The organism is Streptomyces sp. NPDC058579, assembly GCF_042718575.1.
Classification (GTDB): domain Bacteria; phylum Actinomycetota; class Actinomycetes; order Streptomycetales; family Streptomycetaceae; genus Streptomyces.
In genome coordinates this window covers 63,680-76,460 of the sequence record NZ_JBHXPI010000002.1, presented here as the reverse complement: position 1 = coordinate 76,460, position 12,781 = coordinate 63,680, and the positions used below count along the sequence as shown (strand labels likewise).

General features: G+C 72.3%; 2 protein-coding genes (1 of these 2 only partly in view). Both read right to left on the bottom strand.

Features of this window, described 5'->3' with window-relative positions:
- A protein-coding gene (locus ACFWRO_RS03370) for a hypothetical protein (RefSeq protein WP_384503848.1) crosses the window boundary here: on the bottom strand, positions 1–12,440 show its 5' portion. It extends 30,727 nt beyond the left edge of the window; 12,440 of the gene's 43,167 nt are visible here — the first part of the coding sequence; its start codon is at positions 12,438–12,440; its stop codon lies off the left edge, out of view.
- Complete coding sequence (locus ACFWRO_RS03365; protein WP_384503847.1) at positions 12,437–12,781, bottom strand: hypothetical protein; 345 nt, start codon at positions 12,779–12,781, stop codon at positions 12,437–12,439. The genes ACFWRO_RS03370 and ACFWRO_RS03365 overlap by 4 nt, the downstream gene beginning before the upstream one ends.

Genomic DNA, 12,781 nt, shown 5'->3' with positions numbered 1-12,781 from the left:
CGCATCTGGGAGGCGGTGGCGAGTGCGGTGCGCAGCAGCTCGGCGTCGGCCTCCCGGGCGCCGGTCTGCTCGTACCAGGACTCCGAGGTGGCGTAGGCGAGTCCGTCCTCGCCACGGGGCCGGGAACGGGCGGATTCGCGCGCGACGTTGATGAAGAGCGCGTTCGGCCTGAAGTCGTTCCACTGTTTCCGGCCGCCGCCCGGCAGCAGGACCACGGTGTCCAGGCCGAGGCCCGCCAGGAAGGTCACGGCCCGGTAGGAGGAGTGCTTGACGCCCTGGTGGTCGAGCACGGTGGAGCCGGCGAAGGTGGTCTCGGCGGTGTTCCCCATCGTCCACGGACCGCGCAGCAGCGCGCCGACCCCGCTCAGGGGCCCGCTCAGGCCGGAGGCGCCGGACATCGAGGCGTCCTGTTCGGCCGTACCGGTCCGGGTGCGGACGGCGAACTGGGTGGCGCGCCGGTCGGTCATCCCGTGGACCCGGGCCTGCCTGCCCCCGTCCTCCTCGCGCAGTTCGCGCGTGGTCGTGTCGAACACGTCGGCCCCGGCGAGGACTTCGCCACGGGGGTTGGTCAACTGCGTCCAGCCGGCCGGACGGGCCCGCAGGATCAGGGTGAAGGCGGCATCGCCGCGGCCGATGGGGAGGATGAGCGCGTCACTGATCGCGGCGTGCAGGTCGTTGCCGGACGCGAGCCCGCTCAGGCGCCGGTCGAGGGCGGGCCCGGCCTGTGCGCGCAGGGCTTGCGGCAGCAGCTGGAGCACTTCGTCCCGCACGGTGGTGAGCAGCGCGTCGTCGACGATCTCGTACCCCTCGCTCCCGGTGGCGAGGCGGAAGTCGGCGTCGGTGAGGTGGCTCGGCGGCGCGAAGACCAACAGGTCGTCGGCGGCGTCCTGTTCGGCGACCCCGTCGACGGGCTCGTGCGAGGCCGTCTCGGGCGTGAGGTCGCCCACGGCCCCGAGCGGGTCGGTGAGGGGATCGGTGGGGTTGGGGTCCGGTTCGGCCGAGTCGCGGTGGAGGTCCGCCAGGGGGATGCCATGGACGCGGGAGGCCGTGTTGAACGCGGCCTGGGAGACGGAGTCGGACCACTCCGGGTCCGTGGCCACGGCGTAGCGGGTCAGCTGGAGGCCCTCCAGCGCGGTCGGCGGGAGGGAGCCGGTGGCGGTGAGGAGCGCCTGGGCGTTCTGCTTCGGGGTCAGACCGATCCCGGCAGCCTTCAGCTCGCTCACCGTGATGGCCGGACCGCTCACGTCGACGCGCTCGGGCGACAGGTCGTCCTGGGTCATCGCGCGGACGACCCAGCTGCGCAGGCCGGCCAGGTCGGGGCGGCCGTCGTCCCCGCGCAGCCCGGGTTCCAGGGCGTCGCGGGCCTCCAGGGCGCGGAACAGCCCTTGCGGGCTCGGGTCGGCCGCCGCGGTCGGCTCCGTCAGCTCCGTCAGCGGGGGGTGCTGCTCGGCGTCGGCCTCGTCCGTCACGAGCGGGGTGTCGGGCGGGACGCGGCGCTCCGGGCGGACGGCCTCTGGCTCCGGCTCGGTCGTGACCGTATCCGGGTCCGGCTCGGCCGAGACGGTGGCCAGGTCCGAGACCGGGTCCGGGACTGGGACCGTGTCCAGGTCCAGGTCCAGGTCCAGGTCCAGGTCCGTGCCCAGGCCCAGGACCGAGTCCGCCTCCAGGTCCGGCGTCGCCGGATAGGCGACCGTGATGACCGCGCTGCGGCCATTCGTACGCAGCTCCGGCTTGAGGAGGGCGCTCGCGCCGTGGGAGGTGGCCTCGCCGCTCGTGGTGAACCGGAACCGGTCCGCCGAGCCCGGCTCCGCGCCCAGCGCGTCGAGCTCCTCCGACACCAGACGGAGCAGCACCGTACCCGCGGTCTGGGCGCGCCGCTCCCCCTTCTGCTGGGCGCCGGCCGAGCTGATGGCGAGCATCTGCCCGTTGCCGTAGCCGACGATGCTGATGTGCGGTACGGCCCCGCGCTCGTCGCCGCCCCGCTGGTGGGCGAAGGTCGCGAGCCTCCGGGCCAGCGGGCGCAGCGCGTTCGTCTGCGCGGCGCTGATCCGTACGTCCTTGGTGAACAGGACGTTGTGGGTCTCGTCCTGAGCAGTCGCCGGCGGCTGGGCGGGCCCTTCCAGCGGGTGGTCCACGAGGACGGGCCCCGAGGCGTGCGTCGCCTCGATGGCGGCGAGCGCGTCGTCCGACACGACGAGTCCGCTCTCGGGGTCCGTCATGACCCCGTCCTCCCGCACGGCCGCCGAGTCGGTCGACGAGCGGAACACCGCGTCGTCCGAGACGTAGCGGTCCGACTCACCGAGGTAGTGCAGGAGTTCGTGGAGCAGGAACCCGTCGGTGTCCCCGAGGTCGAGGTGCAGCTGGTCCGGTCGTGGCAGGCGCTCCCCCACCGGGGTCGAGGAGACGGTGATCGCCTCGTCGTCCGTGTCGCCGCGCTTCAACTCGACGCGTACGTACAGCTGGTCGCCCGAGTCCGGGAGCCTGCGCCCGTGGTCGTTCAGCGCCCGGTCCATGATGCCCTGGAGCCGCTGCTCGAAGACCTCGCGCTCGGCCGTGCTCAGGCCGGTGACCGGGAGGTCCAGCGTCACGTCGCGGACCCAGTGGTCCGAGGTCACCTGGATCCGCCGGATCTGCGACCGGATCAGGGTCCTGCGCCCCTCCGCCATGGTGCGCGCGGGGTCGAACCGCTCCGTGTTGAGGGACACCTTCGGGGCGTCGTTCCGGCGCGCGGCCCACGCGGCGTCGGCGCGCAAAGCGGTCGTGGCGGGCCCGGGCGCCCAAGGTCCCTGGCTGGTCCGCTCGGAGTCCGGAGCCTGCGAGGTACGGAGTCCCGTCCCGCCCTGCCTGGCGCGGTAGGCGTCGACCAGCATGTCGACGCCGCCCCGGGTCCCTAGCAGCTTGACCAGGTGGACGGAGCGGATCCACTGGGGAGGGTCCCCGGCGCTCTCGACGGGGAACGGGCCGTTCATGGCCGTGCCGCCCCCGCTCTCCCAGACGTAGCCATTGCCCGAATGGGCCCGCCGCGTGGCCCGCGAGTAGACCAGCAGGTCCACGGTGCCGTCCTCGGGATTCGCGACGTACGTGTAGGAGATGCCGCCCCAGCCGCGACCCAGGTGGGCGTGCAGGGAGCCGTTGAGGTACGCGGAGCCCTCTTGCGGGTCCTTCGCTCCCGAGGCCAGCCGGGACAGCAGCCCCTCGTGTCCGCCGAACAGGCCCTCGTGCATCCCGTTCGCGTACCGGATCCGGCCGCTGAACTCCCAGGTCGTCGGAGCGATCGGGTCCAGGGCGGAGAAGCGCGCGCGTACCCGCTCGATCCGCTCCTCCACCGCCGCGCGGCGCGCGTCGTCGGCCCGGCGCCAGGCCGGCCGGACCGCGTCGCGCAGGAGCGCGCGGTTGCCGTCCGCCAGGGCCACGTCGATGGAGCCGAGGTACGCGTCCACGTCCCGGTCCAGGTCGCCGCTGAGGGGTTCCCGCGCGGCGTGGTGGGCGAAGGTGAGGATGGACGCGTCCTCGGGCTGCTCCGCCAGGAGTTCGACGAGGTCGGGCCGGAGGAGCAGCAGGGCGGCCAGTTCCGGTTGGCCGGGCAGTCGGGTCAGGATCGCGGGACGGTCCACGAGCCAGTCGGTCAGGTCCTGGTCCCTGGCCAGCAGGGAGGCGACCTCCGGGGCGGCCTCGGCGAGGGCCGCCAACTGCGCGGTGGATGCGTCCTGTTGGCGGTCGGCCACCGGTTCCGGCGCCGGTGCGGGTACGGGATCGGCGGCGGCCGGTCCGGCGTCGGGCAGGGGGTCCGACGCGGTCGCGGGAACACGGGACTGGGCGAGCTTCTCGCCGTACGCGTCGACGACCTCCCGGATCCTGGCGGCGCCGGCCTTCGCCGCCTTGCCGAGCCCGCCCTTCTTGCCGGTGCCGAGGGCGAGGACGGCGGCCTCGAAGTGGGGCTGCGTGAAGGCGTACCGCAGCAGTTCGGGGTCGCCGAAGACAGCCTTGGCGAGCAAGGGCTGGTTGTTCAGGAGGGTCGTGAACGCCTGGTCGGCGAAGAGGGCGCGCAGGTCCTCGCCGGTCAGCTCCGGGGAGGCCTCGGCCAGGCTGTCGAGCAGCATCGCCCGGCCGGCCGCCTTCGCCAGGAGCGCGGGATCGGCCGTGATCGCGGTGACGAGCCCCGGCAGATGGTCCAGGGCCCGCCACAGCCGGGACTGCTGATGGGCGTGGTGGACGAGGACGCGGTGGCCTCGGACCAGAGCGAGGACCCCGGGCTTGCGCAGCTGGCCGGAGAGGGTCGGTACGGCGATCAGGGCCTCGGTCAGGCCCTGCAGGCCGTGCAGGGCGGGCACCAGGTTCCGGTCGGCGAGGACGTCGGTCGCCAGGCCCATGGCGCCGAGGGGGTGCAGCTCGGGGTGGTGGGCGAGCAGGTCGGCGAAGCCGGGGACCGTCAGCATGGCCTTGGGCAGCCGCGGTTCGTCGGCGGCCGCGGTCAGCAGGTCGCGGGAGGCCAGGATCTGCTGGGTCACGGTGTGCGCCCGCTCCAGGTCGGCCACGAGGCCGGCGTCGGACAGCAGGCCGCGTACCTCGTCGACGTGGCGGAAGGAGCGGGGGTGCGCCGTGAGTGTGGCCGTCAGGATCGGCGCGTCGTAGAGCGTACGGGCGAGGCCCGGGGTGCCCGCGACGGCTGCCAGGATCGGGCTGTCGGCGTCGGCGGTCAGCGCACGCACGACCGCGTCGACGCGGTGGACCCGCTCCGGGGCGCCGTCGCCCCGGAGTTCGAGCAGTTCCTCGAAGAAGGCGTCGTTGTCCCGCAGCGGCGGGAGAAGCCGGACGCCGTCGCGCAGCAGCGCGTCGGTCAGGGCCTCGCTGAGCTCGACGAAGCGGTCGGCCGCCGACCGGTAGCCGAAGGCACCTGCCAGATGCGGGATCCGCACGAACCGGAAGAGGTTCCGGTTGCGGGCGATCTGCTGCCCCGCGCCCCAGTCCCGTGCCAACTCCTCGACCAGGAAGGAGTCGTGGACGAAGGCGTGGTGGAGCGGGTCGTTGGTGCGCAGCGCCTTCGTCAGCTCCGTGTTGAGGTGCAGCGCGCGCTGGGCGTGCTTCGACGGGTCGGCGAGGACGCGGAGGAGCTCCTCCTTCCGGTGGCGGAGGGTGGGGAGCAGTTCCTCGTTCGCGTACAGCAGGTGGAGGAGGCCTTCGTCGGCCGCGACGGCCTCCCGCAGTCCCGGGACCGTCTCGTACGCCTCGTGCAGGGATTCCAGGACCCGCAGGCCGGGCTCGTCATGGGCTTCGCTCAGGATGTTCCGGGCGGCGTCGTGGGACAGGGCGAGGGTGCGCAACCGGACGGCGTCGTGCGGCGAGATGTCGAGGCCGGTCTCGGTCATGGTCCGGGCGAGGGCCTTGATCTCGCTCAGCAGGCCGGCACGGTCGCCGACGAGCGAGGTGAGGCGCTCGGGGGTCTCCCGGACGATCCGGGCGAGGGAGGGCCGCTCCACGACCGCGTTGAAGATCTCCGCGTCGGCGGCGAGGAGTTCCAGGAGAGGTCTGGCCTTCTCCTTGGCGAGGGCGTCGAGCAGTGCGTCGGAGAGCAGGAGGCGCGACCAGTGTCCCGCCGTGCGCGTGGGGGTGGGCCCCGCGGGTCCCGTCGGACCGGTGGACCCGGTGGACCCCGGGGTCGGCACCGTCTCGGGCGTCCGCGCGGCGGCGGCCGCGAGCGCCTTCAGTACGGGACCGTGCCGGCCGCCCGCCCCGGCGGCGGCGGGCGTGCCGAGCAGCGCGTTCACGACGAGCGGGAAGCGCGCGGCGAGCTCCAGGAGCGCGGCGTCTCCCGCCCGCAGCGCGGCCACGGTGTCCGGCGCCCCGTGCAGCAGGCGCATGAGGTCCTCGTGCGCGTTGAACACCGAGAGCAGCAGACCGTCCTGGCCGGCGGCCTCCGCGAACCCCTCCGTCGCGGTCGCGACGGCGTAGTAGTGGGGGCTCATCATGGCCCGGATCATCCAGGCCCCGCTGCGGAGGTACGCCTCCGCCGAATCGGGGCGGCCCCGCACCACCTGCGCGAACACGAGGAAGTGAGCGGAGTACTGATGGCTGAGCCCCTGGACCCACGGGTGGCGGAGCAGTGCCCGGAGCATGCCGGGCACGAGCAGGGCGTCCGTGTGGTTCTCGAGCAGGGAGCGGGCGTCCCTGCCGCCCGACGGATGCAGCAGGCGCCGGTATTCGTGGGGCGCGGTGAGCAGTTCGGGGTTCCCCGTCAGGATCTCCGCCAGTCGCGGCTGGTCTTTCAGGCTCGCGACGACGTCCGGCGGGAGAGCGGTCCTGTTGCGTGCGGCGGCCGGGGCTGCCGAGGTGAGCGCCCGCTCCAGGGCCGCGCGGTCCTTCAGGGACAGCACCTTCGCGAGGGCGTCCGGCTCGTACGAGAGCGTCGCCGCCAGCCGGGGGTTGGCGTACGCGGTCCGCAGCAGCCCGGGGTCACCGGCCAGCCGCTCACCCAGCTCAGGCACGTCCAGGAGGATGTCCGAGAGGGCGGGATCGCCGGCGAGCACGGCGAGCGTTCCGGGGTCGCGATGCGCCGCCGCCAGCATGCCGGGGACGCTCAACACGGCCTTGATCTGTGCCGGGTGGGTGCGCAACGCGGACAGCAGGGGCCCGTCGGTGAGGAGCCGGTGGATCTCGTTCGAGTCGGTGAAGCCGCCCGCGCGGTCGTACATCTCGTACTGGAGGTCCAGGTTGTCCTTGACGGCGCCGAGAACCCGGAACAACTCCGCTCTTCCGTCCGGGCCTTGGTCGTCGAGCTCGGTGATCAGGGCCGCGAACTGCGGTACGTCGGACACGAGGTAGCCCGTCAGGGACAGCTGATCGAGCCCCATGACGAGCCGTGCCAGCTCGATGTCGCCGTCAAGACCCATGACCGCGCGGTGGTTACGCAGGACGATGCCGCGCAGGTTGCGGTCCGACTCCAGCTCGCGCAGGACGTCCCGGTCGCCCAGGATCCGTGTCACGGCGTCGCCGTCGCTCAGCAACGGCCCGACATCGGCCTGCAGATCCGGGTTTCCGAGCGTGTCCAGCAGATCCGGATGGACGCCGAGCAGCGCGATGAGCCCGGGGTGGTCGGCGACGGCCTTCGCGAGGTCCGCGGAGCGGCCGGCGGCGACCATGACCTCCCGGCCCCCGGCGAGCGCGATCAGCGTCTCCGGGGACACGGTGTACGGGCTGTCGGGATGCCGCTGGTGGGAGAGGAGGAACGCGACGACGGCTCCGTCGAAAACGAACTCCGGGTGGCTTTGGGCCATTTGGTCGGCGTGGAGCAGCAAGGACGGCACCGCACCGGCGAGGAAGTCCTCGCGCGACTCGGAGAAGGCGTGGTCGGTACCGGAGTTCCACGCCCGCCACTGATCGAAGGCGTCGCCGACGAGTTCGTCGGCGTTCTCGGCTGTCAGGCGAGCTCTGTCGAACGGCTCCCCCGCCTCGTAGGGCGGCGGTTCCTCGGAGCTGGTGGCATCGGCGGCGGTCGTACCGGCCCCGGTGGAGCTGCCTGCTTCCTGGTTCTCCGACTCGGTGGTGGTGGCCTGCCTCCTCGGCTTCTTCTTGGACTTGCCCTTGGCACCGCCGACGCGCAGCAGCGGATCCGGCGCGGCCTCGGGCAGGTCCGACACCAGACGCTGGGCGAGGACGCGGGCGCCCTCGGTGTCGCCGGGCCAGGTGTAGAGGTGGTACGCGACGCGGCGTGCCACCTGGTCCTCGGACTTGAGCCGGATGTACGGGTCGGTGTCCCGGTCGAACGACGGGGGGAGCCTGCGCAGCGGGCCCACCAGGGCGCGCGCGTCGGCCAGCGAGTCTTCCAGGTCCTGCTCCCCGCCAACCTGCTCCCGGACGCTCTCCCAGAGCTGGTCGAACGCGACCGGGTCGAAGGGCGGGTCCGTGCGCCGTGCGGCGGTCTTCGCGGCGTCGTCCGCCTCGTCGAGGAGCCGCGCGGCGGCCGTCCGGGCTCCCTCGGGGTCGGCGGGGTCGCGGAAGAGGTGCGCCGCTGCGGTGTCGATGAGCGTGGCGCGCTGCTCCGGGGGGACCGTGACGCCCCGGTCCTTGAGGAGGTCGCTCACGATGGTCCCGGCCTGCTGGGAGACCCTGGCGACCTGTGCCGCCTGCTCCCGCGCTGACGGGGCTGTTTCCTCGGCGGCGGGCGGGGTGGTGAGGTCCGGGGCGGCTTCGGCGCGCGGGTCGAACCGCGGGCTGCGGCGCCAGTCGTTCACCAGGTTGGTGAGGCCGGGGTGGTCCGCCCTGGTCAGGACCGGAGAGGACAGGGGGTCCTCGTCCAGATAGCGGGCGAGGCCGCGCTCAGGGTCCGTCAGCTCTCGCCAGTCCACCTGATGGTGGGCGGCGACCGCCAGGAGCCAGCCCGCCCTGCGCCGGGCGTCGGCCACTTCCTGAGGGCGGTTGTCGCGGTTGGCGAAGCTCCAACGCGCCAGACGCGTCAGGTCACGCATCACCACGTTCCCGCCCTCGCGGAGGGTCGGCCCCAGCACAATGGACAGGTGGCGGGGGTCCGCGCCGAGATCGCCGGCCATCTTGAAGAGCGCCTTGGGTGTCAGCCCGAGGTCGGCGGCGATCCGCGGCAGGTCGTCGGGTATCCGCCCGATGGTCTCGGCGAGTTCGAGGATGTCGGTGCTCTTGCGCAGCCCGATCTCCTGTCGCAGCCGGTCGGTGGCCTTGACGTCGAACCATTCGTACCGGAGCAGCCGGCTCGTACGTCGCCGGCCGGTCCGCAGGTGCTTGGAGATGGTCGGAACCAGAGCGGGAGAACGCTCGGGGCGCGTGTCACGCGCCGGGTACGAGGGCGCCGCGTCGCCCTCCGAGTAGGCGGGCAGCTCCGGCTCCCGCGCCGGCGCCGGCTTCGGCTCCGGCTCCGTGGGCGATGTGTCGCGCTCCTCGTACGCCGGCGATTCCTGCTCGGTGGCGAGCGTCTGCCAGCCCTTGTCCGAGGAGACGGAAGAGACGGAGGAGACCGAGGGGACGGAGGAGAAGATGGAAGAGGTGTCGCTCTCGTCGTCAGAGAGCCCGGAAGAGTCCGTCGCGGGGACCGGGAACAGGGGGTCCTCGAGCAGTTGCAGCGTCCAGGCGCGGGCCTCCTCACGACGGGTGGGGTCGGTCTGGAGACCGGGGTCGCTGTGGAGCATCTCCGTGAGCCGGCGGGCCGCGCGGTCGGCGCGGTCGAGGTCGGAGAACGGAGCGTCCGAGAGCGGGTGGGTGACCCGGCCGTGTTCGGCGAACAGGGACTGTGCCGCGGCTGCTGCCGCCGCCAACCTGGGGGAATTCGACTTGAGTTTGTCCCAACGGCGCTGGAAGGAGCGCTCCGACAGCCGACCGCCGGGGCCGGGGGCGTCGTCGTCCCGCTCGTCCCGCGCGTCCTCCACGAGGGTGTCGGGGTCCGACCCGGTCGTGGACACGGCGTCGGGCGCCGCTTGGGGCACCGCTTCGGGTTCCACGGAGGACTCCGTCTCCGGACGGGCCGGAGCGGGGTCGTCGTCGAGCAGGTCCAGGGCCCGGGCCAGGGCCTCGTCTCGACGGGCGTCGTTCTGACGGAGGTCGCTGTCCTCGAAGAGGAGGACCGCCAGGCGGCGCAGGGCGCGGTCGTCGCCTCCGAGTTGGGCGTACGGCGTGGAGCTGAGCGGGTCGGTGACCCGGCCGAGCTCGGTGAGCAGGGAGCGGGCCTTGTCGACGGCGCGTGCGAACCCGACGGTGTCCGTGGGGAGTTCTTCCCAGCGGGCCTGGAAGTCCGCGTCCGACAGCTGTGCGGGCCTGGGCGATTCCTCGGGCCTGGCCGCCCCCAGCCACCGGTCGCGGTTCTTGCCCCTCTTCTTGTTGTTGCGGGTGGCTCTGGGCAGCCGTGCGACGGTCACGGGGCGGGCGTCCGGGGCGCCGACGACCATGGTGCTGCCGTTCGGCTGGACGACGTTGACGGTAAGGCCGTAGACCTGACCGGCCACCAGCGGCAGGATCTCGTCCGTGGCGTCGGACGCGGTGGTGTACGTGCGCATCGCCTCCGCCAGCGAGCGCCGTTCGTCGTCGCCCCAGGTGTTGTGCACGGCCAGGAGTTCCTGGGCGTAGACCTCCTGACGCGTCAGCGTCTCCCCGAGCCGCATCCTGTCCGCCGTACGGTCGTCGGCGACGGCGGCCTGCGCCTGGGCGTCGACGGCATCCCACAGCGAGCGGGAACCGGCGCCGGCGGGCCTGTCCAGCTCGGCCACGAGGGCGTCCGACAGGCGGGCGCGGATGTCGCCCGGCGTTCCGGTGACGAGGTCGGGGGCGCCGGCGCCGAGCGCCAGGACGAGGCTGTCCTCGCCGGGCGCGGAGGCGCGCGGGATCACACCCTGGCCGATCATGACGTCCTGTTGACGGACGCTCAGGTCGCGCTGGCCGGGGATCTCTTGGACTGAGGAGGGCGCTTGGGTGATGGTCGGCGTGCCGGGGGTGGTGGTCGGGGTACCGGGGGTGGGATCGGTGGCTTCGGTGGTACTGGTGCGTGTGCTGAAGTCACTGGCGGTGTCACTGGACGTATCGCTGCTGGTGTCGCTGGCGGTCTGGGAATCCAGCAACTCGACGGTCAGGTCGCCGAGCTCGATGACATTGGGCTCGGGCGCGGGGCGCGGTCCGGCAGTCGTCACCGGGTCCGACGTGTTCGCCGGGGTCGTACCTGGCGTGGTACCGGGCGTGGGAGCGGGAACCGGGTCGGTGCCGAGCGTACGGACCGGGTTGTTCCCCTCGACCGTGGGCTCCGGCATCCGTGGCGGCTGCGGCGTTCCCGCGGGGTTCGTATTCGGCAGGGTTCCGGTGGATCCCGGGGTGCCCGCCGGAAGCGTACGGTCACCCTGCTGGCCGTTGGGCGGGGTCGTGGCGCCGGGAGTGCCCGCCGGGTCCGCGACGAACTGCTGCGGCTGGTTGGGGAGTTGCCAGGTGTCCTGGCCCGGGCCGCTCCGAACGACGTCCGGAGCGGGGGTGGGCATCGAGGGCGCCTGCGAGGGAGTCTCGCCGCCGGGCTGGTACGTGGAGACGTCAGGGACGTCCTGGGTGCTGGTCACCACGACCGGCGGGCGGCCGGATCCGTTGCCGTTGGAGCCGGTGCCGGTGTCGGAACCAGTACCGGTGTTGGTGTTGGTGTTCGGGTTTCCGTTGGTGTTCGGGCTTCCGCTGGTGTTCGGGTTTCCGTTGCCGTTCCAGCTGCCGCTTCCGTTGCGGGCGGGGATTCCCCCGCCCGTCCCGTCCCGGTCGGGACCCGACGTCAGGACGGGCGGACGGCGCGTTCCACCGTTGCTGCCGTTGTCCCTGTCGGTGTTCCGGGGCGAACCGGAGCCCGAGTTCGAGTCCCGGTTCGGGTCCCGGCTCGCGTTCGGGTTGGCGTTCGCGTCCGGGTTCGCGCTTCGGGGCGGCCAGGTGCCGGGGCCGGAGTTCACCCCGTCCGGGGTGTCCGGCAGGTCGACGAACTTGCTGCGGAGCCAGCGCGCCGCCTCCTCCGCGCCCTGCTCCAGGTTGCGCTCGACGACGGAGCTGGCGCCGGCCGAGAGGAACGTCGCCCAGGTGAACCCGGGGCCGCCGAAGAAGAGGCTCATCGCCGCCGCGCCGAGGCTCTCGCCGAAGCCCTCGGACACGAAGTCGTTGGCGTTGCCGAAGGCCTCCCTCTTGAACCCTTCCCAGTCCAACGAGTTCCTGTTGCCGCCGAAGTCAGGAGTGTCCCGGCCGAACTTGGACAGGAAGCCCTCGCCCTTGTTGAACACCTTGCCGAACACCTCGCCGATGGCGCCGGCGAAGAACCCGAAGAGGGCGTCCTTGCCGATCGACCCCCAGTCGAGGGACTCCCGCCTGAAGAGCTTGTTGCCGAAGGCCATGTTGCCGACCTGGACGGCGAACGCGAGCAGCGCCTCCTCGAACGCCTCGAAGACGCCCGGCAGGATCTTGATGCGCTGCAACAGCTGGGCGATCGAGGCAAGGACGGCCACCCGGGCGCGGTTCATGATGGCCGCCTGGAGACCTCCCAGACTGCCGAAGCCGAACGCGGCCAGGAACGCCACCCAGGCCAGCAGCGCGAGCAGCTGGATCAGGGCGGCCATGACCTGCCAGTACATCTCGTAGAGCTGGCGGCCCTTGTCCTCCAGATCGAGGCGCACGCCGCCCAATTGCTCCAGGAAGCCGTCCAGGTACCTTTTTCCCCGGCCGGAGGTGAGGCTGTCGACGACCCCCTCGAACTGCTTGCGGGCCTCCTCCGGCATCCCGTCACCGATTTTCAGGGTGACGTTCCTGGCCAGCTCCATCATCTTGTCGATGTCGCGGGCGAGGCGGTCGTAGTGCGTGCCGGCGTCGAAGGCCATCTGCGGAAGACCGCTCGGCGGATAGTCCCCCGTCAGGATCATGATCAGTTCTCTGGCCCAGTCGGGCCAGCCGCCGAGGCCGGGGTCCAGCGAAGGGCTCATCCGCGGGGCCCGGACTGGCTGTCACTCTCCTGCTTGATGGAAGAGAGGACGTCACTCTGGCGGTTGAGGAACACGTTGGCGTTCTCCATGGTGCCGTTCGCGAGCGACAGGAAGGCCTCCGTGAGGGCGTCCAGCGTCTTGAACGTGTTGTCGACCGTCTCCAGGTAGATCGGTCCCTGCTTCTTGGCGAACTCGTCCTCGCCCGTCCCGTACCAGGTGATGGTGTCGTTCACACCGTTCCTGAACCGCTGCTTCATGCCCTCGATGTGCGTCGTGAAGGAACGCAACATGCTGGTCGCGGTCATGACGGCGTCGGCGTCCGCGTCGAAACTTGAGGGCAT